Origin of the sequence: Anaeromyxobacter sp. SG66 (genome assembly GCF_022690805.1) — a bacterium.
In the GTDB taxonomy this organism is placed as follows: Bacteria; Myxococcota; Myxococcia; order Myxococcales; family Anaeromyxobacteraceae; genus Anaeromyxobacter; species Anaeromyxobacter soli.
In genome coordinates this window covers 1-25,091 of sequence record NZ_JALCZC010000059.1, presented here as the reverse complement: position 1 = coordinate 25,091, position 25,091 = coordinate 1, and the positions used below count along the sequence as shown (strand labels likewise).

Genomic DNA, 25,091 nt, shown 5'->3' with positions numbered 1-25,091 from the left:
CGTGGCCGACCCCGAGGCGCGCCCCGCGGAAGGCGCCGCGCCCGCCGGCGAGGCTCACGCGGCCCACCGGCCGCGGGGTGGCCGCGCCGGTGCGCCCTCGCCGCGCGCGCGGGAGAGCGCCTCGGGCCCTCCCGCCTCGCTGTCGGTGCACGTCCGGCCGTACGCGCAGCGCGCGCTGCTCGACGGGATCGAGGTGGCGCGCGGGGAGCAGCTCGTCCGCTTCTCGGTCGCGCCGGGCCGCACCCACGTCATCCAGATCGAGCACGCCTGCTGCACGCCGTTCGTCCGGGAGATCACCGCCGAGGAGGCGCAGCGCCTCGGCGAGCTGCGGGTGCCGCTCACGCCACGCCCGGCCCGGCTGCGCGTCGAGGGAGACCCGGCGACGCGCGTGTACGTGGACGGCAAGCTCGTCGGCACCGCGGGCGACTCGCAGCGCGCCTCGTTCGCGATCCCGGTGCCTTCCGGGGCGGACAGCCCCTACGAGGCGCCCGCCCGGATCGGCCTCGAGGCGGCCGGCGCGGCGATGCGCGACGTTCAGGTGAAGCTGCGGGCCGGGGGCGAGGTGATCGTCGCCGCCCCGACGGCGGCGCGGCAGCCGCCCCCGCCCTCCGGCGCGCCGGAGCCCGGCGCGGGCCCCGCGAGCGCGCCCCACTCCGACGGAGCCGTGACGCCGTGATCCCCCTCCTCATCGCGCTCGTGCTCACGGCCCCGCCGGAGCTGAAGCGCGCGAAGGACCGCTTCGAGTTCGGCGCCTACGCGGACGCGGCCGGCACGCTCCGGCGCTACCTCGCCACGGGCCCCTCGCTCAGCGAGGACGAGGCCATCGACGCCTACCGCATCCTCGGCATCTCCGAGTACCACCTCGGCGATCAGGCCCAGGCGCGCGCGGCGTTCGTGAACCTCCTCTCCCACGATCCCGACTACGCGCTCGACCCGTTCCTCGTCCCGCCGCCCATCGTCGAGTTCTTCGACCGCGTGAAGCGGGAGCACGAGCCCGCGCTCGCGCCGCTGCGCGAGCGGCGCCGCGCGCTGCGAGAGCAGGAGCGGCTCGCGGACGAGGCGAAGCGGCGGCTGCTGGCGGAGGAGCAGGCGCGCACCGGGCCGCCGACGAAGGTCGTGCGCGTCCAGGAGCGCCTGTACCTGTTCAACTGGATGCCGCTCGGCGCGGGCCAGTTCCAGAACGGCGATCGCGCGAAGGGGACCGCCATCGCGGCCGGCCAGATCGTGGCCGGCGTCGTGAACCTCTCCGCGATCATCTTCCACAACCAGCTCGCCGAGGACCGCACCCGCTCCTGCATCTCCGGCCAGCCGGGCTGCTCGCGGCCGCCGTACTCCGACTCGGACCGCGTGCTGCTCGGCCGCGTCGAGGCGGTGAAGTACGTGTCCGCCGGCCTGTTCTGGGCGCTCTACGCGTACGGGGTGTGGGACGCGCACAAGCACTTCGTGCCCATCGTCGAGACCGAGGTCTCGCCCGGTGGCGGCGCCGGGTCGGTCAAGCTGGAGTGGGCGTTCTGAGGGACCGATGACGATTCGGAACTGAGGCAAGTCGATCGTGGCAACGCTCATCGTGAAGAGCCCGGACGGCGTGGAGCGCGAGATCGCGCTCGTGAAGCGCATCACGAGCGTCGGGCGCGACGTGGAGAACGACGTGGCGGTGCCCGATCCCGGCATGCCGCGCACGGCGGTGCACATCCACTGGGACGGTCGCGAGTACAACGCCGCCGCGCACGACGGCGCGGACATGACCGTGAACGGCAAGCGGCGCGCGGCGTGGCGGCTCGGCCCCGGGGACCGGATCCGCGTCGCGGGGACCGAGCTCGTGTTCGACCCCGCCCCCCGCGCGGCCCCCGCCCGCCCGGGCCCGAGCTCCGGCCAGCGGCTCCTGGCCCTCGAGACGCTGGTCCGGTTCTCGGAGCGGCTGCTCGGCGCGAACGACCTCGCCCGGCTCCTCGACGAGCTCATCGACGCCCTGCTCGAGGTGACCCACGCCGACAAGGGCTTCCTCATCCTGTTCGAGGACGGCGAGATGACCGTCCGGGCGGCGCGGAACGTGGCGCGCGAGACCATCGAGGGCGCGATGGCGCGGGTCTCCGACTCGATCATCCAGCGCGTCATCGACACGCGCCGGCCGATCGTGGTCGCCGACGCCCTGCACGACTCCGAGTGGTCCGGCTCGACCTCGGTCGTGAACCTGAAGCTCTGCTCGGTGATGTGCGCGCCGCTCATGCAGAAGGGCGACGTCTGCGGCGTCATCTACCTCGGGAACGACAGCGTGGTCTCGCTCTTCGACGACCGCGCGCTCGAGGCGCTCACCGTGTTCGCCGCCCAGGCGTCGCTGCTCGTGCAGAACGGCATGCTGCTCGACTCGCTGCGGCGCGAGAACGTGGCCCTGCGCGAGGCGGTGAGCTCGAAGCAGTACGGCGAGCTCATCGGCTCGGGGGCGTCGATGCGGGAGGTGTTCCGGCGCATCGAGAAGGTCGCCGGGACGGACATCAGCGTGCTCGTCTCGGGCGAGACCGGCACCGGCAAGGAGGTCGTCGCCCGCGAGATCCACCGCCGCAGCGGGCGGGGGAGCGGCCCGTTCGTCGCGGTGAACTGCGGGGCGATCCCCGAGGCGCTCCTCGAGTCGGAGCTGTTCGGCCACGTGCGCGGCGCGTTCACGGGCGCCATCGCCACCCGGCCCGGCAAGTTCCAGGCGGCGCACGGCGGGACCCTGTTCCTCGACGAGGTGGGCGAGATGCCGGCCGCGCTGCAGGTGAAGCTCCTGCGCGCGCTCCAGGAGCGCTCGGTGACGAAGGTCGGCGACACGCGCCCGGAGCCGGTGGACCTCCGCGTGGTCGCCGCGACGAACAAGGTGCTCGAGGAGGAGATCCGCAAGGGCACGTTCCGGGAGGACCTCTACTACCGCCTCAACGTGGTCTCCATCCTCCTGCCGCCCCTCCGCGAGCGCGGCGAGGACCTCGTCGTGCTCGCGAAGTACTTCCTGCAGAAGTACGCGAAGGACTTCGGCGCGAAGGTGCGCGGGTTCGCGCCGAGCGCGGTGGTCGCGATGCGGAAGTACGCCTGGCCGGGGAACATCCGCGAGCTCGAGAACCGCCTCAAGAAGGCGGTCGTCCTCGCCGACAAGGCGCTCGTGTCGGCGGAGGACCTCGACCTGCGGCCGGAGAACCTCGAGCCCATCCTCCCGCTCGTCGCCGCGAAGGAGGAGTTCCAGAAGCGCTACATCAACGAGGTGCTCGAGCGGAACCAGGGCAACCGCACCAAGACGGCCAAGGATCTCGGCGTCGATCCGCGGACCATCTTCCGGCACCTGGAGAAGCTCGAGGCCGAGCGGCGCGGCCAGAAGCTCCCGCCCGACGAGGAGGACGACGCGTGAGGAGAACCGCCAGGGCGGCCGCGATCGCGGCCGTGGTCCTCTCGGGGTGCCCGCTGCCGCAGCCCCTGCCCGATTACCCCGAGGGCCAGCCGGTGACGCCGCCGCGCATCGTGGTCGACGACACCGTCCGCGCGGTGCTCCAGCCGGAGTCGATCGTGCGCGTCCCGGCGGGCTGCCCGCGCGAGCCCGTCTTCCCGCTCGGCGCGACGCTCCGCGACGCCATCACCAACGAGGCGGTCGTGGCGCGCTGGTTCGTGAACTACGACCCGACGAACCGCCCGAGCCTCGCAGTCCAGCAGGCCAACGACATCCTCGCCCCGGGCGACGGGACCGTCGACCCCACGCTGCGCGAGACCCCCGCGTTCCAGTTCCCCGCCTACCAGTACCCGAGCGCAGGCGGCAGCGCCGCGGCCGGCACCGCGGGCGCCCTCCACGTCGTGGAGCTCGTGGTGTCGAACGGCTTCGATCCCAACGCCGACGTCGCGACCGCCACGTCCGCGTATCGCAAGCCGAAGCTCGGGTTCGAGGTCCAGGTCTATCGCTGGGTGTTCTTGACGGTGCCGCCCTCCCCGGACGGCTGCACGGGCGCGGGCTGCGTCACCTGCCCGGCGCCGCCCGTGGTCCCGGCCGGCTGAGCGGGGAGCTCACCGCCGCTCCGGCGGCCGCGCGAGCGCCTCGCGCGCCTCGTGCAGCGAGGCCGCGGCCTGGTGGGCGAGGTTCGCCTCCTCCTGAGCGAACCGGTTCACCTGCGCCCGGTAGGCCCGGTGGAGCTCGAGCACCGCGTCGCGGGCGTGCGCGAGCTCCTTGCGCCCGCCGAAGCCCTGCGGATCCGGATCCGCCGCGTCGAGCCGGCAGCGCTCGGCGAGATCGTCCACGCGCTGCTCCCACTCCCGCGCCCAGATCTCCCAGCGCTGGATGGCGTCCTTCTCGCCGACCTCGTCCCCGAGGCGCCAGGCCCGCTCGTTCTGCTCGGCGTGCAGCGCCTCGAGCTCCGTCACGCACACCCGCAGCGCGGCGCGCGTCGGGAGCGCGCCCGTCGCGGGGGGCCGGTGGGGTCCGCGCAGGTTTCGCACGACGCTCGTCATCACCACCGCGAGCGCGAGGGCGATGACGGCGAAGTAGAGCAGCCAGAGCGCCGTCCGGTACGGCTTGTAGCGGGGGTCCCGCGGCACGCGCGGGACTCTGCCAAACGGGCGACGCCGCGTCGAGTGTTTGGGCGCCGGCGGCGGCTACTGATGACCTGCGAGCACCTCGAGGAACGTGCACGGGCGCCCGCTCCACATCGCCCGCAGGCACCGCACGTAGAAGACGGGACCGAACAGCCGCACGATGGTGACGGAGTGGAACAGCACGTCCCTGCCTGTGATCGCGCCCTGCACGCAGCGGGTGGATTGCATCGGCGGTGCCGGACGGCGCCGCGTCGGCCCGCGGGGAACCTCTCCAATCTGCAAGAGAATCCCCGGGGAGCCCCTTCGGGCGAGCGCGGAAGCCGTGAACTTTGCCGCCCCCTGGGGCGACGAATTTACAGCCTGCCGGTCGAGGGTGAGGCGCATTGCAGTTTTGAATCGAATGCTTTCAACCCTGAAAGGTCCGGACTGGATGCTTTTCAGCCCCGATCCGGAACATCTCGGGATCGTGGGACATATTTTCAGAACCCGAGTGGGCACGTCGATTGAAAGTCATCCCGCCAGGACGTTCGCATCGGCTTGGGGTCACCCCCCCCGCACTCCGAGCCGGCAGCCGGGCGTCCACTTGGGAGCTCTCGGCGCGGTCGCTTTCACCGTCGCTCGTACAACGCCGAAGACGGCGCCGAGAGCTGCCCTTTTCCTCTTCCTTCAGCGTCGACCGACCCGCCGCTCGAGCTCCGAGAGCGGGAGCTCGAAGACCACCGGCCGTCCGTGGGGGCAGCGCGCCTTGAAGTCGATGGCGTCGAGCCCGTCGAGCAGGGCGCGCGCCTCCTCCGGCGCGACGTCCTGGTTCGCGCGGACGGCGGCGTGGCAGGCCATCGTGGCGAGCAGATCGTGCAGCGCCTCGTCCACGGCGCTGCCGGTCCCCACGAGCTCGAGCTGACCCGCGAGATCGAGGAGCAGCCCCTCGAGGTCGACGCCGGCGAGCGCGGCCGGGGTGCCCTTCACGGCGAAGCTATCGCCGCCGAAGGGCTCGACGTCGAACCCCAGCCGGCCGAGCTCGGCGAGCCCGCCCTCGAGCGCCCGGGCGACCGCGGGAGGGAGCGTCACGACCTGAGGCAGCAGGAACGGCTGCACGGGGAGCTGCCTTGTCCGGAATGCCTCGCGCAGGCGGTGGAACAGGAGCCGCTCATGGCTCGCGTGCTGATCGATGACGACGAGCGTCCCGCCCGGGGCCTCGCACAGGAGGTAGGTCCGCGCGTGCTGCCCCACGTAGCGGAGCGAGGCGAAGTACCCGCCAGGCCGCGCCGTGCCCGTCTCGTCCGAGATCGGAAACGCGAACGCGGCCGTGGTGCCCGGCGCCGGCCTCGGGGGCGCGACGAGCGCGCCGCTCCCCTCCGGCGCGTGGGCCTCTCGCGCCCAGGCGAGCACCGCCGCCGTCTCCTCGCCGCCCGCGATCCCGTCGCCGGAGGGCACGAGCGCGTGGGGCGTGGTGGCGGCCCCCGTGCCCGCCGCGCCGCGGCCGTGTGCGAGCCAGGGGGCGGTGCGGAGCGTGCCGGCGATCGCGTGGAACAGGGCGTCGTACACCTCGCGCGCCTCCGCGAACCGCACCTCCAGCTTCTGCGGGTGCACGTTCACGTCGACGCGGTCGAGGGGCAGCTCCACGAACAGCACGCCCGCGGGGTGCCGCCCCGGCGGCAGCGTCCCGGCGAACGCGCGGAGCACCGCGTGAGCGGCCCCCCGGTCGCGGATGTAGCGACCGTTCACGAAGAGATAGAGCGCGCGCCCGGTCGCCTCCGAGTGATCGGGTGAGCACACGAGCCCGCGCACCCGGACCGGGCCGCGCGCGGCGTCCACCGGCACGAGGTGCCGGTGCGCGTCGCGGCCGAGCGCCTGCGCGGCGCGATCGGCGAGCTCCGCACCGGCGCGAGCGCCGAGGACGAGCCGCCCGGCGGATCGCAGCGTGAACCCGACGTCCGGGCGCGCGAGGGCGAGGCGCACCACCGCCTCGCTGACGTGGCCGGCCTCGGTCGGCGGTGCGCGCATGAACTTGCGGCGCGCCGGGGTGTTGAAGAAGAGGTCCCGCACCTCGATGGTAGTGCCGCGCGGACGCGCGACGGGGCCCGCCGCGACGCGCGCGCCGCCCTCGATCTCGAGCCGGGTCCCGGCGCCGTCCTCCGCCGCTGCGGTGTCGAGCCGGAACCGCGCCACCGACGCGATCGCCGGCAGCGCCTCGCCGCGGAACCCCATCGTCGCGATGGCCGCGAGGCCGGCGGCGTCCCGCAGCTTCGACGTGGCGTGCCGCTCGAGCGCGAGGTGGGCGTCCTCGCTCGTCATCCCGCACCCGTCGTCGGCGACCCGCACCAGCGCGAGGCCGCCCTCCTCCACGTCGATCGCGACGGAGGTCGCGCCGGCGTCGAGCGCGTTCTCGACGAGCTCCTTCACGATGGACGCCGGGCGCTCCACCACCTCGCCCGCGGCGATCTGGTTCACGAGCCCGGGCGGAAGGACCTGGATGCGCGGCATCGCGGTGTCGTACCACACCGCCCGGACCCGCGGTGCCGGGTGGCCCGTCCCCGTCCGTCCGTTTGACGAGCGTGGGTACACCCGTCTATGAGGTGCGCGATGGCGGGAGGGAAGAGCCGAGGCCGAACGGGAGCCGGGAAGCGCACGCGCGCGACGAGGCCCGAGGCACGCGCACGTCCCGCGCCCAAGCCCAAGCCCAAGACCACGCATCCGGTGCTGGGGAACGACCCGTTCGCGCGGGGCGCCGCGCCGCGCGAGCCGGCGCCCGCGGTGGCGCGCGCCGGGGTGAGCGGATTGACCCCGACCCCGACCCCGACCCCGACCCCGACCCCGACCCCGACCCCGACCCCGACCCCGACCCCGACCCCGACCGCGGCCGCGACCTCGGCCGCGACCCCGACCTCGACCTCGACCGCGACCTCGACTCCGACCGCACCTCAGGCCCCCTCCCCCGACGCCGCGCGGCTCCGCGCCGCCGCCGATCGGCTCGGCGCGCTGGAGCACCGCGTCGAGAGCACGCTCGAGGGGCTCGAGCACCGGCTCGCCGACGTCGCCGGCCGCGCGGGGCTCGCGTCGGCCGCCGGGGAGCTGAGGGAGACGCTCGCCCGTCTGTTGCCGCGCGTGAAGCACGCGCTCGGGAGCGCGATCGACCTGGCGCGCCTGCTCGAGCCGCCCGAGCGGCTCGACCGGTACGGGCTCGACGCGCGCTTCCACGAGCGAGCGCAGCCGCTCCTCGACCTGCTGTACGCGACCTGGTGGCGCACCGAGGCGCGCGGCCTCGACCGCGTGCCGCCGGCCGGCGCCGCCATCATCGTCGCGAACCACGCAGGGGCCGTGCCGTGGGACGCGCTCGTGCTCCGGCACGCGCTCCACCGCGACCACCCCGCCCGGCGAGACCTCCGTCCCCTCCTCGACGATCGCGAGGCCGGGCTGCCCGTGTTCGGTGCGCTGGCGATCCGCCTCGGGGCGATCCGTGCCGCGCCCGAGCCCGCAGAGCGCATCCTGCGGGACGGGGGGCTCCTCGGCGTCTTCCCCGAGGGGAGCGCGGTCGCGCGGAAGGCGTGGGGCGAGCGCTACTGCATCGAGCGGTTCGGCCGCGGCGGCTTCGTGAAGCTCGCGCTCCGCACCGGCGCGCCCATCATCCCGTGCGCCATCGTGGGCAGCGAGGAAGCCTCCCCGGCCATCTCGCGGCCGGGCTGGCTCGGGGCGGCGCTCGGCCTCCCTGCCCTGCCCCTCGACTCGCTCCGGGTCGGCGCGGCCGGCCTCGTGCCGCTCCCTTCGCGCTGGTCGCTCCGGTTCGGCGATCCGATCGACCTGGGCGGCGCGGGCCCGGACGCGGTGCACGATCCCTCGACGGTGAGCGCCCTCACCGAGCGCGTGCGGTCGACGCTCCAGGCGATGCTCGACGAGGATCTGGCCGCGCGTCGCTCCGTGTTCCTCTGACCGGCGGCTTTCGGGGCCGCGTCGACCGCGGACGAACGCCGGCGCCGGCGAGCTCCAGCTCGCGTCTAGCCGAGGACGAGGGCGGGGTCGGTGTGGGCCCGCGCGAGCAGCTCGTCGCGGGCCTGCTCGTAGCCAGGCCGGCCGAGGAGCCCCTGGGCGTAGCGCTTGCCGGCCTCCACCCCGGGCTGGTCGAACGCGTTCACCCCGTACAGGCCGCCCGCGTACGCGGTGGCGAGCTCGAGGAGCATCAGGAGCTCTCCCATGGCCCGCGCGTCGAGGCGCGGGAGCTGGATCGAGACTGTGGGGCGCCCCGCCTTGCGCAGCGCGGCCTCGGTCGCGCGCCGCTCCGCCTCGATGAGCTCGCCCATCGTGTGGCCGTCGAGGTACGCGATCTCTCCATGCGGGCGGTACGTCTCGGGCATCGGGATCGACACGTCGGCCCGCGGCTGGACGACCCGCACGAACGTCACGACCTTGTCGTGCGGCCCCTCCATCATGAGCTGCATCGAGGAGTGCTGGTCGGTGGCGCCCACCGCGCGGAACGGCGTCGGGCCGACCTCGGGGCGCTTCCCGAGCGACTCCGCCCAGAGCTGCACGAACCAGTCGCCCGTGTCGCGCAGCCCGTCCGCGTAGGGCATGAGCACGTGGATCCGCCGCCCCTTTTGCCGGTCCATGAGGTGCAGCACGCCGGCGTAGAGGAGCGCCGGGTTCTCGCGCAGCGCGCCGGAGCGGCAGCGCGCCTCCATCGCGGCCGCCCCCGCGAGGAGCGCGGTGAGGTCGACCCCGCCCGCGGCGGCCGGCAGGAGCCCCACTGCGCTGAGCGCGCTGAAGCGGCCGCCCACGCTCGCGGGCACCGGCAGCGCCCGCAGCCCCTCCGCGTCGGCGATGGCGCGGAGGGCGCCCTTCGCCGGGTCGGTCACGAGGACGCAGCGCGCGCGGTACCCCTCCTCGCCGAACCGGGCGATGCAGCGCTCCCGCAGGACGAGGTGCTGCGCCATGGTCTCGGCGGTACCGCCGGACTTCGTGATGGTGGCGAAGCAGGTCTCCTCGAGCTCGAGCGTGCCGAGGAGCGCCTCGAAGGTGGCGGGGTCCGAGTTGTCCGGGAAGAAGACGCGCATGGCGCCGCGCCGGTCGCGCGGCAGGAGGTTGTGGAAGGGGTGCGTGAGCGCCGAGAGGATGGCGCGGCCGCCGAGGGAGCTGCCGCCGATCCCGAGCACGACGAGGTTCTCGAACCGGGCGGCGAGATCGCGCGCGAGCGCGGCGCTCGCGTCGGCCGTGGCCGCGTCCCGCGGCAGGTCGGCGAAGCCGAGCTCGCCCGAGCGGCGCCGCGCCTCGAACCCGTCGAAGGCGGCCGCCGCGGCGGGCGCGAGCGCGTCGAGCGCGTCCGCGCCGAGGCCGTCGGCGGCGGCGTCGAAGCAGCCGTTCACGTCGAGTGACAGGCGATCCATGGGTTCCCTCCCGGTGCGCCGCCACTCTAGCGACGGTCCGCCGCGCTGGCGAGGACTCGCGGCGCGGGGGCCCCGACGGTGTCCGACGGCCCTCAGCCCGGATCCGGGACTGCGGCGGAGCGGGGCGCCGCCCCCGCGGCCGTGCGGTGGGCGAAGCGGACGCGGTCCGGCGCCATCCGGAGGTCGCGCACCAGGCCGACCGCGGAGAGGAGCCGGAGCGCGTAGAAGGAGACGTCGATCTCCCACCAGAAGAAGCCCTGGTGCGCCGTCGACGGGTAGAAGTGGTGGTTGTTGTGCCACCCCTCCCCGAGCGTGAGGAGCGCGAGCAGGAGGCTGTTCCGGGAGCCGTCCCCCGTCTCGTAGCGCCGGCGGCCGAACACGTGGGCGAGCGAGTTGATGGCGAACGTCCCGTGCCACAGGAGCACCGTCGAGACGCAGAAGCCCCAGAGGAACGCCGGCAGCCCGCCCGCCAGGAGGAGGCCGCCCCCGAGGGCGAGCGGCACGGCGAGGTGCCAGCGGTCGAGGACGCGGAGCTCGGGGTAGACGGCGAGGTCCTTCACCCGCTCGAGCTTCGTCGCGTCGTAGCGGCGCGCCAGGATCCAGCCGACGTGGCTCCACCAGAAGCCGCGCTCGAGCGGCGAGTGCACGTCCTCGGGGCCGTCGGAGTACCGGTGGTGGTCCCGGTGGTGGGCGGCCCACCAGAGCGGCCCCTTCTGGACGGCCGACGCGCCGAGCACCGCCAGGGCGAGCTGGAAGGGGCGCGACGTGCGGAACGCGCGGTGCGAGAAGTAACGGTGGTACCCGGCCGTCACGCCGAACATCCGGAGGAGGTAGAGACCGACGGCGAGGGCGATGTAGCGGCCCTCGACGGGCGCGAGGAAGGGCGTCGCGAGGGCGGCCGCATGGACCGCGAAGAACGGGAGGGAGTGACCCCAGTGGATCGCGTCGAGGTTCCGGGGAGGCGTGGTCGTCATCTCCGGGCGATCTGGCGAGCGGCCGTCATGGGCGGGTCACCGCGCGCACGGTGGCCCGCCCCGCGGCGGAGCGCGGGGGATGCGCCATGCTGGATCGAGGACCACCCTTCGTGTGGGAGGGCCGGGGACCGGCGGGGAGCTCCTTCCGACCGCCTGGCTGCGCCATGGAGATGCTCGAGACCCCCACGACGGTCGAGGCGGCGAACGACGTCCAGAAGGAGGCGTTCATCCGCCTCATGGCCGAGACGCTCCCGCTCGCGGGCTACTCGGGGGTTCGGGCCGATCTCCCGGGCTGGGACCAGCCCGAGGTGATCCACGGCGCGATGCGCGATCACCGCCCGGCGCTCTTCTGCGACGCCCCGAAGCCGGTGTTCCTCGACGTGCTCTCACCCGGTCCGGTGACGCTCGAGGACGTCGCGAGCCGGTGGCAGCTCTTCGCCTCCGCCGCGGAGCTCACCGGGGGCGAGTTCCACGTCGTCATCCCGCGCTGGGTGGCGGGGCGCGACGGGAAGCAGATCGCGAAGCAGATCGCCGAGCTCGTCGGCGTCCGCATCGGCTTCATCTGGGCTGTCTAGCCGCCCTTTTTCCTCACGGCGCCGACGCGGAGGAGGTGGACGGCGCAGCCGCTCCGCCCTCGCCCGCCGCGGCCACGGCCCGCAGGAACGCCCAGAGATCCTCGCTCGCCTCGGCTCCCGGCGGCTCGATCCCATCGGTGCGGGCCGGATGGCTACGCATCAGCTCCCGGAAACGGTCGTGCGACAGCCGCTCCGCGACCGCCGTGAGATCCGGCCCGCGCTCCCCGCCGGCGGTCCGCAGCCGGTGACAGGCGACGCAGCGCGCGCCGAACTCGCCCGACCCGAGCCGGGCCCGGTCGGAGGCGCCCGGGGGCGCGGCGAGCGCCGTCCCGAGCGTCTTCTGCCAGAAGACGATCTCGAGCGCGCGAACCCCGTGCGCCCACCAGGAGGCCTGCCGGGGATCCGTGGTGAGCCCCGCCTGCTCCAGGTTGGGCCACGCGAGGACGCGCATCGCGATCGGCGCGCCGTCGGCCCGGTCCGCGACCACCGGCCGCAGCTGGCGGATCAGGGTGAGCGGGATGGGGACGGCCGTGCCCTCGGTGGTGCGCACGATGACGGTGTCCGTCCCCTTCTTCGGCGCGGCGCGCTCCGAGACGAGCAGCGCGAGCGGGGTGCCCTCCCAGAGCGCCTCGCGGCCGGAGACCGGGTCGACGCCGCGCACGGCGCGGCGGGGGAGCGCGGCGAGGTCCTTCTCACCGACCGCGTAAGGCCCCCCGTCGACGGCGCCGCGGATCTCGATCACCGTCTCGCCCTGCGCGGAGCGCGGCAGGCGCGCGCCGGAGGAGCACGCGGCGAGGGCGAGCAGGAGGACGAAGCGGACGTTTCTCATCGGCTGCCTTTCGGGATATCTTGCGCGCACTCTGAAGGAGTGATCCCGCATGGCACGCGCGTTCATCGGAAGCATGGAGTGCCGGGTCGTGGTGGACAAGGATCTCGGCGACAGCTGGGCCGTCGCGGTGTACCCGCCCGCCGCGTCGCCGCTCGTCGTCAAGATCCAGGGCAACGACAAGGAGAAGGCGACGCTCGGCGCGCTCGAGGTCCTGCAGAAGGCCGGCAAGATCGATCGCTTCGAGCTCTGAGCGGGGCCCGGCCCGCCGCGGCGCGCGGCCCGTCCTCCGTGGGCGCGGCGCCTGCGCGGCCTCACCCGGGCTCCGTCCGGACCACCGCGCCGTCGGGGAGCGCCGCGAGCAGCTCCGCCAGCGCCGCGTCCACCCGCGTCCCGTCCTTCGCCTCGATCGTCACCTTCACGCGGTGATCGGCTTCGTCGAAGCGCGGGTAGCTGCCGATCTCCACCGCCGGGTGTGCCTCCGCGACGCGCGCGAGCGCCGGCGCGATCTCGTCCTCCCCGAGCGAGAGGAAGACGCACGCGAGGTGGAACGGATCGGCCGCGAGCAGGTGCGCGATCCGGTCGAACTGCCAGCGGAAGAACTGCGGCACGCCCGGGAGCATGACGACGTTCTCCACCGCGAGGGTCGGGAACGACGGGTCTCCGAGCAGGCGCGTCCCCTCGGGCACGTCCGCCATGCGCAGCGTCGCCTCGGGCGGCTCCGCCCCGTCGTGATGGCGGCGGTGCATCGCGCGGAGGCTCTCGACCAGCGCGTCCGAGCGCACGAGCCGGCGCCCGAGGGCGCGCGCCACGGCCGGGACCGTCACGTCGTCGTGGGTAGGGCCGACCCCGCCCGAGGTGAACACCCAGGTGGCGCGGCGACGGGCGCGGTCCACGGCGTCGACGACGTCGTCCACGCGGTCCGGGAGGGTCAGGATGGCGTCGAGCTGCACGCCGAGATCGCGCAGGCGGCGCGCGGCCCAGGGGCCGTTCTCGTCCTGCACCTCCGCGGAGAGCACCTCGTTGCCGATGACGACGAGGATCGCCGTGGGACCGGGCATCCCATCTAAGTAGAGGGCGCGCGCGAGATCCGCAAATCGCGCGACGGGGCGCGGCGCGACCGCGGGGGCCGCCTCGGGGCCGAACGGCGGGTGCCCGGCCCGCGTCAGCGGCCGGAGCGGAGCTTCTCGACCGCGGCCCAGACCGCGTCCGCCACGGCCTCCACCGGCGCCTCGCCGTCGAGCTCCACCACGTGCTGTCCCGCGGCGCGGAGCAGCGCGATGCCGCGGTCGTAGCTCCGGGCCACCGCTCGCTGGAAGTCCGACACCTCGTACAGCTCCGGGTCCATCGTCGCGGCGCGCCGCCGCTTCAACGCCACCGCCGCGCGGGCGCGCAGGAAGAGCGTCACGTCCGGCGTGGCCGCGCGGGCGTTCACCGCCTCGACCCAGGCCAGCGCGCCGGTCGTCAGCCCCTGGTAGGCGAGCGACGAGAGGGTGAAGCGATCCGACACGACGTCCACGCCCTCCGCCAGCTTGGGGGCGATCTCGGCGGCGACGTGGTCGAGGCGATCGGCGGCGAAGAGCAGCGCGAGCGCGCCGGGATCGAGCTCACCCTCCCCCCGCCCGCCCACGACCCGCCGCGACAGCGCCTGGCGGACGAGGCTCCCGATCGGACCTCCGGACGGCTCGGCGGTGACGTGGACCGCCCGGCCCGCGGCGCGGAGGCGATCGCCGAGCAGACGCGCCTGCGTCGTCGTCCCGGCCCCGTCGAGCCCCTCGAGGACGATGAAGCGGCCGCGGCGGACGCGCCTCGCCGGCATGTCAGTGATCGAGCCCCAGCAAGCCGCGGAGCGCGAGCAGGCGGGAGAAGAGCGCGTCCTCGTCGCGCATCAGGCGCCGCGCGCGGAGCGCCTCGCGCACGGCGAGGACCGCGAGGACCGCGGCGAGCACGACGGCGAGGTAGAAGAACACCGGCGGTCCGGTCGGGATCTTCCGCGCGACGCCGGGCGCCGGGGTCCCCCAGCGATCCCAGCCGAGCTTCACGGCGAGACCGACGCCGATGAGGGCCGCGAAGCCGACGTACGCGCCACGCCGGACGTGGTCGATCGAGCGGCGGATCTCGAGGCGCGCCGCGAGCGCGTCGTGCTCGGCGCGCAGCGCGGCGGGGTCCTGGGCGGGGGTGGTCACCATCGGGCCGTTTCTACCGCTGACCGAAGCGGGCGGCAATCGCGTCCTGGACCGCCCCGAGCGTCGCGGCGAGCTTGACGCCCGGGTTCCGGAGGGGCGAGGCGATCCCCGGCAGCGTCCCGTCGTGGTAGCCGACCTTGAAGTCCGAGAACTTGAGCCCGTGCGCGGTGGAGATCACGACCACCCGCTCGCCCCTGCGGATCGCGCCGCGCGCGGCGAGCTTTTCGAGCGCGGCCAGCGCGACGCCCGTGTGCGGACAGGTGAACAGCCCGGCGCGGTCGGCGCGCGCCGCGGCGTCCGCGAGCTCCTGCTCCGTGGCCTGCTCGACGACGCCGTCGAGCGCCTCGAGGGCGCGCAGCGCGCGCTTCGCCGACACGGGGGCGCCGATCTGGATCGCCGAGGCGAGCGTCCGCTGCGCCGCGACCGGGGGCACGACCACCGCCGCGGTCGGCCTCACGCCCGCGCCGCTCGTCGCCCGCCACAGCGGGTTCGCCTGCGCCGCCTGCGCGACGACGAGGCGCGGGAGCCGGTCGACGAGCCCGAGCTCCTTCATGAGCAGGAAGCCCTTCCCGACCGCGCTCGCGTTCCCGAGGTTGCCGCCCGGGATCACGATCCAGTCCGGCGAGCTCCAGCCGAGCTGCTGCGCGATCTCGATGGAGGCGGTCTTCTGCCCCTCGATGCGCAGCGAGTTCATCGAGTTCGCGAGGTAGATGTCCTTCGTGTGCGCGAGCTCCCGCACGACGCGCATGCAGCCGTCGAAGTCGGTGTCGAGCTCGAGCACGAGCGCGCCGTTCGAGATGGGCTGGACGAGCTGGGCGGTCGAGATCTTGCCGCGCGGCAGGAGGACGACGCTCGGGATCCCCGCGGCGGCGCAGTAGGCGCTGAGGGCGGCGGAGGTGTCACCCGTCGAGGCGCAGGCGACGGCGCGCACCGACTGGCCGCGGGCGCGCATCTCGTTCACCGCCGAGACGAGCACCGTCATGCCCAGGTCCTTGAAGGAGCCCGTGTGCGTGACGCCGCACTCCTTCACCCAGACGTCGTCGAGGCCGAGCTCGCGGGCGTAGCGGTCCACCCGCAGGAGCGGGCTGCCGCCCTCGAACATCGAGACGACGTTCTCGGTCGCGAGCTGCGGGTAGACCCACTCCTTCTTGCCCCACACGCCGGAGCCGTACGGCCACGCGCCGAGCTTGAAGCGGGAGTCGAAGAGCGCCTTCCAGTCGTCGCCGGAGCGCGCGGCGAGCGCCGCGCGATCGTGCTCCACCTCGAGCAGCCCGCTGCAGCGCGGGCACTCGTAGACGACGTCGACGAGCTCGGCGCGGAAGTCGCAGCCCGCCGCGCAGCGGAACCAGGCCGAGGGGGCCGGAGCGGACGCCCGAGCGGACACAGGTCACCTCCCCTTCTGCAGCAGGCCGTGGACGCGCTCGGCGGCGAGCGCGAGGCGCGCCTCGTCCTCGACGAGCGCGATGCGGACGAAGCCCTCGCCGGCGGCGCCGAACCCGACCCCCGGCGCGACGCAGACCCCCGCCTCCTCCACGAGGCGGCGGGCGAACTCGAGCGAGCCGAGCCCGCGGAACGGCTCGGGGATGGGCGCCCAGGCGAACATGCTCGCCGCGGGCGGCGGGATGCGCCAGCCCGCCGCACCGAACGCGGCGACGAGCGCGTCCCGGCGGCGCTGGTAGCGCGCGCGGTTCGCGACGACGTCCTCCTCGCACTCGTCGAGCGCCGTCACCGCCGCGAGCTGGGTCGGGCCGAACAGGCCGTAGTCGAGGTAGCTCTTCACGCGCGCGGCCGCGGCGACGAGCGCGGCGTTCCCGGCGCAGAACCCCACGCGCCACCCCGCCATCCCGTAGCTCTTCGAGAGCGACATGAACTCGAGCGTGCGCTCGCGCGCCCCCGGGATCGTGAGCATCGCCGGCGCGCGTCCCCCGTCGAACACGAGGTCGCCGTAGGCGAGGTCGGAGATGATGAAGAGGTGCCGGGCCTCGGCGAAGCGGACGATCTTCTCGAGGAGCTCGGGCGTCGCGACCGCGGCGGTCGGGTTCGCGGGGAAGTTCACCACGATCCCCTTCGGGCGCCGCTCGGCCTTCTCCGTCGCCTCGACGAGCGAGTCGAAGAAGTCGAACCCGGGCCCCACGCGCACCGGGATCGTCTCCGCGCCGGCGAGCACCGCGCCGTAGGCGTGGATGGGGTACGTCGGCGTGGGCGCGAGCACCGCGTCGCCCTCGGCGAGGAGCCCGAGCAGCGCGTGGCCGATGCCCTCCTTCGAGCCGATGGTGATGAGCACCTCGCGGGCGGGGTCTACCTCGACGCCGTGCCGGCGCTTCCACCAGCGTGCGGCGGCGGCGCGGAGCTCGGGCAGGCCGCGGGGATCGAGGTAGCGGTGGAGGCGCGCGTCCCCCGCCGCCTCCCTCAGCCGCTCGACGACGCGCGCCGGGGCGCCGCGGTCCGGGTTCCCCATCGAGAGGTCCACGACGTCCACACCGCGGGCGATGGCCTCGTCGCGGAGCCGATCCGTGATCGTGAAGACGTACGTGGGGAGCCGCTTGACGCGCGCGAACACCTCGGGGTCGTGGAAGGTTTTCATGGAGGGACCCGCCAATTTGCCGGGAGCCGCCCCGCATTTCAAGGGGGCGAGCGAAGCCTCACGGCGGCGGCCGCGCGCCGCACGCCGGGCACGAGCGTCCGCGGACGAGCGCGCCGCAGCCGCAGACGTGCCCTGCCGGCGCGGCCGGCGCGCCGGAAGCCCCGCCCGCGAGCGGCAGGCGCATCCCGCACTGGCCGCAGATCCGCTCGCCGGGGAGCGCCGGGCTCCGGCAGTAGCGGCAGGTGACGAACACGGGGAGCGGCGTCGGCCCGTCGTCCGGCCCCTGCTGCGCCGTCCGCTCGAGGCCGTCCAGCGCGGGCGCGTCGACGTCCTGCGGCGCGATGCGCGTCTGCTCGAGCTCGAGCGGCGGCGGCGCCACCGCGCCGGCAGGCGCGTGGGCGGTCGGCTCGAGGCCCTCCACGGGCGGCGCGTCCGCCGCCCACGTGGCGGGATGGAGGGTCGGCTCCAGCCCGTCGAGCGCGGCCATCCCCGCGGCGAGGTCGGCCTCCGGCGCGAGCGGGCCGCCGCAAAGCTCGCACGCCCCTGCGCCGGGCTGGGAGTGGTCGCACACCGGACAGACGATCATCGCGGGGGAGTGTAGCGCATCAGCCGGCGGCGCCGGTGAGCGGCACGAAGCGGACGGGGATGAGATCGGTCCAGACGTTCGCGCCGTCGTTGCCCTTGTCGACGGCGCGCAGCACCTGCAGGTCGGGCGCCTCGCCCACCGGGATCACCATCCGGCCGCCGGGCGCGAGCTGGGCGACGAGGGCGGGCGGCACCTCCGGGGCGGCGGCGGTCACGAGGATCCGCTCGAAGGGCGCGGCCTCGGGCCAGCCCGCCCCGCCGTCTCCGGTGCGGAGGCGAAGGTTCTGGAGACCGAGCGTGCCGAGCAGGACCTCGCGCGCGCGCTCCGCGAGCGCGGGGACGATCTCGATCGAGAACACCTCCGCCGCGAGCCGCGCGAGGAGCGCCGTCTGGTACCCGGAGCCGGTCCCGACCTCGAGCACGCGCTCGCGGCCGCCGAGGCGGAGCTGCTCCGTCATGTAGGCGACCACGAACGGCTGCGAGATGGTCTGGCCGAAGCCGATGGGCAGCGGGTGATCCGCGTCCGCCGAGCCGCGCAGGTCCGGGGGCACGAACAGCTCGCGCGGCACCTCGGCCACGGCGCGCAGGACCGCGGGATCCCGGATGCCCATCGCCTCCAGGGCGCGCGACAGGTCGGCGCTCACGAGGCCATCCTAGACGGTCGGTCACGACCGGGAAACGGTGAGACCGAAGCCCGCCGCTCAGCCGATCTGCGCGAGGGAGAGCCGCCCGGACCAGCGCTCCCCGAGCGCCTCGGCGGCCGGCCGGTGCTCGGCGCGGCGCAGCTCGGGATCGGCCTCCACGAGCGCGAACGCGTCCTCGCGCGCCTCCTCCAGGATGGCCTCGTCGCGGTAGAGGTCGGCGACCTCGAAGAGCTTCTGGCCCGATTGGCGCGTGCCGAGGAGCTCGCCTGGGCCGCGGATGCGAAGGTCCACGCGGGCGATCTCGAACCCGTCCTGCGTCTCCTCCATGGCGTGGAGCCGCTCCCGCGCCTCGTCGCCCACCCGCTTGAAGTGCGCGATGAGGAGGCAGTGGCTCCGCGACGCCCCCCGGCCGACCCGCCCGCGGAGCTGGTGGAGCTGGGAGAGCCCGAAGCGCTCGGCGTGCTCCACGATCATCACGCTCGCGTTCGGGACGTCCACGCCCACCTCGATGACGGTGGTCGCGACGAGCACGCGGAGCGCCCCCGACCGGAAGCGATCCATCACGGCCTGCTTCTCGTCGCCCTTCATCTTTCCGTGGAGGAGCCCGACCTCGTGGCCGGCGAAGACGCGGCGCAGCTCCTCCGCGCCCGTCGTCGCGTCGGCGAGATCGGTTTTCTCGGACTCGGCGACGAGCGGGTAGACCACGTACACCTGCTGCCCCGCCTCGAGCTCTCGCCGCGCGACGTCGTAGGCGGCCCGCCGCTGCGAGTCGCCGTAGACCCTCGTCGCGACCGGGGTGCGGCCCGGAGGGAGCTCGCCGATCTTGGACTGGTCGAGGTCGCCGTAGAACGCGAGGGCGAGCGTGCGCGGGATCGGCGTCGCCGTCATCACGAGCACGTCGGGGCGGCGCCCCTTCGAGATGAGCTTCGCGCGCTGCAGCACGCCGAAGCGGTGCTGCTCGTCCACGACCACGAGGCCGAGGCGATCGAACGCGACGTCCTGCTCGAGGAGCGCGTGGGTCCCCACCGCGATCCGGGCCGTGCCGTCCGCCACCCGGGCGCGCGTCTCCTTCTGCCCCTTCCCGCGCGAGGCGGCCGCGACGAGCGCGACCTCGACGCCGGTCCCCGCGAGCCAGCCCGCGAGCGTGCGGGCGTGCTGCTCGGCGAGGAGCTCCGTCGGGACCATCAGGGCGGCCTGGTGGCCGGAGCGGACGGCGACCATCATCGCCGCGAACGCGACGGCGGTCTTGCCGCTGCCCACGTCGCCCTGCAGCAGCCGGTTCATCGGCTCGGGCCGGGCCATGTCGCGGGCGATCTCGTCGAGCGCCCGGGCCTGCGCGCCGGTGAGCTGGAACGGGAGGAGCTCGAGCGCGCGCGCGATCACCGCCGGCGAGGCGTCGAACGCGATGCCAGGCTCGGTGCGCACGCCCCGCCGGCGCAGCGCGAGGGCGAGCTGCAGGAAGAAGAGCTCCTCGAAGACGAGCCGGCGGAAGGCGGGGGTGGCGCGCTCGGCGGCGAGCGCGAGGTCGGTGCCGGGCGGGGGGAAGTGCGCGTCGTGCAGCGCCTCGGCCCGCGAGAGGAGCTCGCGGCGCGCCCGCACCTCGGGCGGCAGGTCGTCCACCACGAGCGGCGCGTGCTCGTCGACGAGCCGCTTCACGAGCCTGCGCAGCGCCGGGTGCTGGTAGTCGGCCGGGCCGGCGTAGATGGGGACGATGCGCCCGAAGCTCGCCGAGTCGCCCGCCGTGAGCTTCTCGACCTCGGGCTGGCTCATCTGGAGCCGCCGGCCGAACCCCTCGGTCACCTTGCCCGAGCAGAGGAGCCCTTCACCCGCCGCGAACTGCCGCAGGCGCCACGGCGGCGGGTTGAAGAACACGAGCTCGAGCGCGCCCGACGCGTCGGCCACGCCGACCTTCAGGAGCGGACGCCCGTTCCGCATGCGCTGCACGCGGACGTGCTTCACCGTGCAGAGCACGATCCCCTCGTCGCCGGCCCGCAGCTCCGCGACGCGCCGGACGTGCGTGCGGTCCTGGTAGGCCTTGGGGAAGAACTCGAGCGCCTGCTCCACCGTGGTGCGCCCGCGCTCCTCGAGCTGGGCGCGCGTCGCGGGGTGGACGCGGGGAAGCTCGGCGAGCGCCGTCGCGAGCCGCTTGCGGCGGGCGGCGCGCTCCTCCGGCGAGCGCGGAGGAGGCGCCTCCGTCCAGGGCTCGGGGGCCGGCGGGGGCGAGGCGGTCGTCGTCGGGGACGCGGACGCGGACGAGGACGAGGACGAGGACGCGGTCGGGGTCGGGGTCGGGGTCGGGGTCGGGGTCGGGGTCGGGGTCGGGGTCGGGGTCCGTGCCGCGGGCGTGGACGGAGCCGCGGGCGTGGACGGAGCGGCGGGCGTGGACCGCGCGGTGGGCGAGGTCGGCGCCGCGGGCGCGATCCTCCTGCTCTTCCCGAGCTCGGTCCGCCCGAGCCGGGCGACCTCGCGCAGCTCGTCGGGCACGGGGATGAGCGCGGAGAGGCCGCCCGCGATGCGCGTCAGCGCGGCGCGCCGGCCGTCCAGGGGGAGCGCGTCGAACCCGTCGGCCTCGACCGCGAGCCGCTGCAGCGCCGGGGTATCGGGCGCGCCGGCGGCCCGGGCGCGGGCGATGGCGCCGCGCGCGAGCTCGCCGAAGCCCTTGAGGCGCGCCGCGCCGACGAAGCCGTCCTTGACCGCGAAGCGGAGCGGCGGCACGAGCGCCGCGAGCGCCTGCTGCGCGGCCTCGAGGCCGGGACCCGGCTCCCCGGCGGCGGGCGCATCGCCCTGGCGGCCCCTCCGCTCCACGGCGCGAGGCTACCAGCGCGGTCCGACTACTCCCCGGACTCGGCGGGCAGCTCCTCCTCGACGAAGGCGATGGAATGGATCTCGTACTCCTTCTCGCCGCCGGGGGTGCGCACCGTCACGGTGTCCCCCTCCTCGCGCCCGATGAGCGCGCGCGCGATGGGGCTCGTGACCGAGATCCGCCCCTGCTTCAGGTCCGCCTCGAGCTCACCGACGATCCGGTAGGTCACCTGATCGCCGGAGTCGGAGTCCTCGAGCGACACGGTCGCGCCGAACACGACGCGATCGCCGACGTGCTTCGAGACGTCGATGACCTCGGCGCTCGCGATCCAGTGCTCGACCTGGAGGATGCGGCCCTCGATGTGGCTCTGCTTCTCCTTGGCCGCGTGGTACTCGGCGTTCTCGGAGAGATCGCCGTGGGATCGCGCCTCGGCGATCTCCTTCACGATCTTCGGGCGCTCGACGTTCTTCAGGCGCTTGAGCTCCTCCTTGAGCCGGAGGAGGCCGCCCTTCGTCATGGGGACGCGCTCGGACATCATCCACCTTCCGAAAAAATGACTGCGGCCGGCCCGAGAAGCCCGGGGCGGCCGCTTCCAGACCTTTCAGTAGAGCGCCCGCGGCTTGCTGTCAACGGGACGCCTGCCGGCCGACCCCGTGGTACTCCTGGATCGAGCGAACGCTCGGACTGCCGCCGCGGGCGGCCTCCATCGCCCCCACCGCCGCTCGGGCGCCGGTCAGGGTGGTGAAGTAGGGCAGGCCCTTCATCAGGGTCTCCCGCCGGATGGAGTAGCTGTCGGCGATCTCCTGCTTGCCGGCCGTCGTGTTGAACACGAGGTGAACGTCCCCGTCCTTGATGCGGTCCACGATCGAGGGGCGCCCCTCGTGCAGCTTGAGGACGAGCGTGGTGGGGATGTCGCGCGCCCCGAGGTACGCGCTCGTCCCGGCGGTGGCGAGCACCTCGAAGCCCAGGGCGACGAGCCGCCGCGCGACGTCCACGATGGCGGGCTTGTCGGAGTCCTTCACCGAGACGAACGCCCGGCGCCCGGCGCCGGTGCCGGGGAGCGTGTTGCCCGCCGCCGCCTGCGCCTTGAAGAACGCCCGGTAGAAGTCGAGGTCGATGCCCATGACCTCGCCGGTCGAGCGCATCTCGGGCCCGAGCATGGTGTCGACCCCCGGGAAGCGCGCGAAGGGGAAGACCGCCTCCTTGACCGAGACGTGCCGCGGCCGCTCGGCCCCGCGCGCCCCCGCCTCCTCGAGGCTCTTGCCCACCATGCAGAGCGAGCCCGCCTTCGCGAGCGGCAGGCCCGTCGCCTTGCCGACGAACGGCACGGTCCGGCTCGCGCGCGGGTTCACCTCGAGGACGTACACGTCGTCGCCCTGGATGGCGAACTGGACGTTCATGAGGCCGACGACGCCGAGCTCCTTCGCGAGCTCGACGGACTGACGCCCGATCTCCGCGACCTTGTCGGGCGCGAGGCTGAACGGCGGCAGGGCGCACGCGGAGTCGCCGGAGTGGATGCCGGCCTCCTCGATGTGCTCCATCACGCCGCCGACCACCACGTCGCGGCCGTCGGAGACCACGTCCACGTCGACCTCGGCCGCGTCCTTGAGGAAGCGATCCACGAGGACGGGGCGCTCGTTCGAGGCCTGCACCGCCTCACGCAGGTAGGTCTCGAGGTCCTTGTCGTCGTACACGACCTCCATGGCGCGGCCGCCGAGCACGTAGGATGGGCGGACCATGACCGGGTAGCCGATGCGCCGCGCGACCGCGAACGCCTCGCCGGCGCTGCGCGCGACCCCGTTCTCCGGCTGGCGCAGCCCGAGCTTCACGATGAGCTCGGAGAAGCGCTCGCGGTCCTCGGCCCGGTCGATCGCGTCGGGCGTCGTGCCGAAGATCGGCACGCCCAGCTCGTGGAGCGGCACCGCGAGCTTGAGCGGCGTCTGCCCGCCGTACTGGACGATGAGCCCCTCCGGCTTCTCGACGTGGACGATCTCGAGCACGTCCTCGAGCGTGAGCGGCTCGAAGTAGAGCCGGTCGGAGGTGTCGTAGTCCGTCGAGACCGTCTCCGGGTTGCAGTTGACCATGATGGTCTCGTACCCGGCCTTCGACAGCGCGAACGACGCGTGCACGCAGCAGTAGTCGAACTCGATGCCCTGCCCGATGCGGTTCGGGCCGCCGCCGAGGATCATCACCTTGCGGCGATCGGTCGGCGCCGCCTCGCACTCCTCCTCGTAGGTGGAGTACAGGTACGGCGTGTAGGCCTCGAACTCGGCGGCGCAGGTGTCGACCCGCTTGAACACCGGCCGGACCCCCGCCTTCCAGCGCGCGTCGCGCACCGCCTTCTCGGTCGTGGTGACGAGCTGGGCGATGCGCTTGTCCGAGAAGCCCATCCGCTTCACGGTACGGAACGCCTCGGCGCCGGCGGGGAGGCCGCCCTCCGCGAGCCTCGCCTCCGCGCGGACGATCCCCGCCATCTCCCGCAGGAACCACGGGTCGACGTAGGTCAGCGCGTAGAGGTCGTCCACCGACAGGCCGGCGCGGAGCCCCTCCGCGATCCAGAAGATGCGGTGGGAGCGCGGCACGCGGGCCTGCGCCTTGATGCGCTCCACCTCGTCGGCCGAGTACGCGTCGCCGGGGCGCTTGCCGAGCGGCGACTCGAGCCCGCAGCGGTCGATCTCGAGCCCGCGGAGCGCCTTCTGCAGGCTCTCCTGGAACGTCCGGCCGATGGCCATGACCTCGCCGACCGACTTCATCTGCGTCGTGAGCGTGTCGTCGGCGCCCTTGAACTTCTCGAACGCGAACCGCGGCACCTTCGTCACGACGTAGTCGATCGTCGGCTCGAAGGAGGCGGGCGTGTAGCGGGTGATGTCGTTCTTGAGCTCGTCGAGCGTGTAGCCGACGGCGAGCTTGGCGGCGATCTTGGCGATGGGGAACCCGGTCGCCTTGGAGGCGAGCGCGGACGAGCGCGACACGCGCGGGTTCATCTCGATGACGACCATCCGGCCCGTGCGCGGGTGCACGCCGAACTGGATGTTCGAGCCGCCGGTCTCGACGCCGATCTCCCGGATGATGCGGACCGCGGCGTCCCGCATCCGCTGGTACTCCTTGTCCGTCAGCGTCTGCGCGGGCGCCACCGTGATCGAGTCGCCCGTGTGGACGCCCATCGGGTCGAAGTTCTCGATCGAGCAGATGATGACGACGTTGTCGTGCTTGTCGCGCATCACCTCGAGCTCGTACTCCTTCCACCCGATGATCGACTCCTCGCAGAGGATCGTGTGCGTCGGGGAGAGGGTGAGCGCGCGCTTCGCCAGCGGCTCGAACTCCTCGCGGTTGTAGGCGACGCCGCCCCCCTCGCCGCCCATCGTGAAGGATGGGCGGATGATCACCGGGAAGCCGATGTCCTCGGCGATGGCGCGGGCCTCGTCCCAGCTCGTCGCGTAGCCGGACTTGGGCAGCTCGACGCCGACGCGCTGCATGGCGTCCTTGAAGAGCAGCCGGTCCTCGGCCTTCTCGATCGCCCCGAGCTGCGCGCCGATGAGCTCGACCCCGTGGCGAGCGAGCGCCCCGTTCCGCGCGAGCGCGACCGCGAGGTTCAGCGCCGTCTGCCCGCCGAGCGTCGGGAGGAGCACGTCCGGCTTCTCGCGCGCGAGGATCTGCTCGGCGACCTCCGGGGTGATCGGCTCGACGTAGGTCCGGTCGGCGAACCCCGGGTCCGTCATGATCGTGGCGGGGTTCGAGTTGAGGAGGACGATCTCGAAGCCCTCCTCCTTGAGCGCCTTGCAGGCCTGGGTGCCCGAGTAGTCGAACTCGCAGGCCTGGCCGATGACGATCGGCCCGGAGCCCACGATCATGATCTTCCGGATGTCGGTGCGACGCGGCATATGGGGCGGGGAACCTAGCACACCTCGGGCCGACCTCGACACGGTCGGCGAGCCTCGGCGCATGCCGCCCGGCGCGCCGGCCGGCGGCGCCGGGGAGCCGCCGCGGGCGCCCC

Annotated in this window: 22 protein-coding genes and 1 pseudogene; 7 read left to right on the top strand and 16 right to left on the bottom strand. The window is 74.1% G+C overall.

The genetic code is table 11. The annotated features are described in order from the left end of the window. From MNZ39_RS15645 to MNZ39_RS15630, 4 genes and pseudogenes are all read left to right on the top strand, one after another. A pseudogene (locus MNZ39_RS15645) lies at window positions 1-676 on the top strand (serine/threonine protein kinase); the annotation flags it as partial. Beyond that, window positions 673-1,515, top strand: coding sequence for a tol-pal system YbgF family protein (locus tag MNZ39_RS15640; protein WP_242340010.1), 843 nt, complete (start codon window positions 673-675; stop codon window positions 1,513-1,515). The pseudogene MNZ39_RS15645 and the gene MNZ39_RS15640, both read left to right, overlap by 4 nt. Window positions 1,516-1,552: 37 nt before the next feature. Beyond that, a complete protein-coding gene (locus tag MNZ39_RS15635) occupies window positions 1,553-3,376 on the top strand; it encodes a sigma 54-interacting transcriptional regulator (protein ID WP_242340009.1) in 1,824 nt (607 codons plus the stop codon). After that, window positions 3,373-4,011, top strand: a complete 639-nt coding sequence (locus tag MNZ39_RS15630; RefSeq protein WP_242340008.1) for a hypothetical protein — start codon at window positions 3,373-3,375, stop codon at window positions 4,009-4,011. The genes MNZ39_RS15635 and MNZ39_RS15630 overlap by 4 nt, the downstream gene beginning before the upstream one ends. A 9-nt stretch (window positions 4,012-4,020) precedes the next feature. On the opposite strand, the gene MNZ39_RS15625 is transcribed toward MNZ39_RS15630, so the two are convergent. From MNZ39_RS15625 to mutL, 3 genes are all read right to left on the bottom strand, one after another. Next, a complete protein-coding gene (locus MNZ39_RS15625; protein ID WP_242340007.1) occupies window positions 4,021-4,548 on the bottom strand; it encodes a hypothetical protein in 528 nt (175 codons plus the stop codon). A gap of 57 nt (window positions 4,549-4,605) precedes the next feature. Beyond that, window positions 4,606-4,773: a hypothetical protein gene (locus tag MNZ39_RS15620; RefSeq protein ID WP_242340006.1), complete on the bottom strand. Its 168-nt coding sequence runs from the start codon at window positions 4,771-4,773 to the stop codon at window positions 4,606-4,608. 438 nt (window positions 4,774-5,211) lie between these two features. Next, window positions 5,212-7,029 (bottom strand): DNA mismatch repair endonuclease MutL, encoded by a 1,818-nt coding sequence (gene mutL / locus MNZ39_RS15615; protein ID WP_242340005.1) that lies wholly within the window; start codon window positions 7,027-7,029, stop codon window positions 5,212-5,214. Window positions 7,030-7,242: 213 nt separating this feature from the next. Between mutL and MNZ39_RS15610 the strand changes: the two genes are divergently transcribed. After that, complete coding sequence (locus MNZ39_RS15610; protein WP_242340004.1) at window positions 7,243-8,472, top strand: lysophospholipid acyltransferase family protein; 1,230 nt, start codon at window positions 7,243-7,245, stop codon at window positions 8,470-8,472. 65 nt (window positions 8,473-8,537) lie between these two features. Here MNZ39_RS15610 and MNZ39_RS15605 read toward each other — a convergent pair whose 3' ends face one another. Next, window positions 8,538-9,920 (bottom strand): glucose-6-phosphate isomerase, encoded by a 1,383-nt coding sequence (locus tag MNZ39_RS15605; protein WP_242340003.1) that lies wholly within the window; start codon window positions 9,918-9,920, stop codon window positions 8,538-8,540. Between the two features lie 92 nt (window positions 9,921-10,012). Further along, a complete protein-coding gene (locus MNZ39_RS15600) occupies window positions 10,013-10,894 on the bottom strand; it encodes an acyl-CoA desaturase (RefSeq protein WP_242340002.1) in 882 nt (293 codons plus the stop codon). 164 nt (window positions 10,895-11,058) lie between these two features. On the opposite strand from MNZ39_RS15600, the gene MNZ39_RS15595 reads away from it, so the two are divergent. Then, on the top strand, window positions 11,059-11,469 hold the full coding sequence (locus MNZ39_RS15595) for a hypothetical protein (RefSeq protein WP_242340001.1): 411 nt from the start codon (window positions 11,059-11,061) through the stop codon (window positions 11,467-11,469). Window positions 11,470-11,482: 13 nt separating this feature from the next. Here the strand turns inward: MNZ39_RS15595 and MNZ39_RS15590 are convergent, their stop codons facing one another. Continuing rightward, a complete protein-coding gene (locus MNZ39_RS15590; RefSeq protein ID WP_242340000.1) occupies window positions 11,483-12,298 on the bottom strand; it encodes a hypothetical protein in 816 nt (271 codons plus the stop codon). Window positions 12,299-12,347: 49 nt separating this feature from the next. Between MNZ39_RS15590 and MNZ39_RS15585 the strand changes: the two genes are divergently transcribed. Continuing rightward, window positions 12,348-12,548 (top strand): hypothetical protein, encoded by a 201-nt coding sequence (locus MNZ39_RS15585; protein ID WP_242339999.1) that lies wholly within the window; start codon window positions 12,348-12,350, stop codon window positions 12,546-12,548. Window positions 12,549-12,609: 61 nt separating this feature from the next. On the opposite strand, the gene MNZ39_RS15580 is transcribed toward MNZ39_RS15585, so the two are convergent. The 10 genes from MNZ39_RS15580 to carB all read right to left on the bottom strand — a co-directional run bounded on the left by MNZ39_RS15580 (window position 12,610) and on the right by carB (window position 24,978). Continuing rightward, complete coding sequence (locus MNZ39_RS15580) at window positions 12,610-13,356, bottom strand: molybdopterin-binding protein (protein ID WP_242339998.1); 747 nt, start codon at window positions 13,354-13,356, stop codon at window positions 12,610-12,612. A gap of 104 nt (window positions 13,357-13,460) precedes the next feature. Beyond that, the gene (tmk, locus tag MNZ39_RS15575; protein WP_242339997.1) at window positions 13,461-14,114 is read right to left on the bottom strand and encodes a dTMP kinase; all 654 of its coding nucleotides are present in this window, start codon (window positions 14,112-14,114) and stop codon (window positions 13,461-13,463) included. A gap of 1 nt (window position 14,115) precedes the next feature. Next, on the bottom strand, window positions 14,116-14,484 hold the full coding sequence (locus MNZ39_RS15570; protein WP_242339996.1) for a hypothetical protein: 369 nt from the start codon (window positions 14,482-14,484) through the stop codon (window positions 14,116-14,118). Window positions 14,485-14,494: 10 nt separating this feature from the next. Beyond that, on the bottom strand, window positions 14,495-15,865 hold the full coding sequence (gene thrC, locus MNZ39_RS15565) for a threonine synthase (RefSeq protein WP_242339995.1): 1,371 nt from the start codon (window positions 15,863-15,865) through the stop codon (window positions 14,495-14,497). Between the two features lie 3 nt (window positions 15,866-15,868). Next, complete coding sequence (locus MNZ39_RS15560; protein WP_242339994.1) at window positions 15,869-17,065, bottom strand: aminotransferase class I/II-fold pyridoxal phosphate-dependent enzyme; 1,197 nt, start codon at window positions 17,063-17,065, stop codon at window positions 15,869-15,871. Between the two features lie 58 nt (window positions 17,066-17,123). Next, window positions 17,124-17,651 (bottom strand): hypothetical protein, encoded by a 528-nt coding sequence (locus MNZ39_RS15555; RefSeq protein WP_242339993.1) that lies wholly within the window; start codon window positions 17,649-17,651, stop codon window positions 17,124-17,126. A gap of 19 nt (window positions 17,652-17,670) precedes the next feature. Further along, window positions 17,671-18,294 carry a protein-L-isoaspartate(D-aspartate) O-methyltransferase gene (locus tag MNZ39_RS15550; RefSeq protein WP_308197195.1) on the bottom strand — a complete coding sequence of 208 codons (624 nt, stop codon included), beginning with the start codon at window positions 18,292-18,294 and terminating at the stop codon, window positions 17,671-17,673. A gap of 57 nt (window positions 18,295-18,351) precedes the next feature. Further along, window positions 18,352-21,099: an ATP-dependent DNA helicase RecG gene (gene recG / locus MNZ39_RS15545; RefSeq protein WP_242339992.1), complete on the bottom strand. Its 2,748-nt coding sequence runs from the start codon at window positions 21,097-21,099 to the stop codon at window positions 18,352-18,354. A 26-nt stretch (window positions 21,100-21,125) separates the two neighbouring features. Beyond that, window positions 21,126-21,632: a transcription elongation factor GreA gene (gene greA / locus MNZ39_RS15540; RefSeq protein WP_242339991.1), complete on the bottom strand. Its 507-nt coding sequence runs from the start codon at window positions 21,630-21,632 to the stop codon at window positions 21,126-21,128. 91 nt (window positions 21,633-21,723) lie between these two features. Next, complete coding sequence (gene carB / locus MNZ39_RS15535; protein WP_242339990.1) at window positions 21,724-24,978, bottom strand: carbamoyl-phosphate synthase large subunit; 3,255 nt, start codon at window positions 24,976-24,978, stop codon at window positions 21,724-21,726. Window positions 24,979-25,091: the final 113 nt, after the last annotated feature.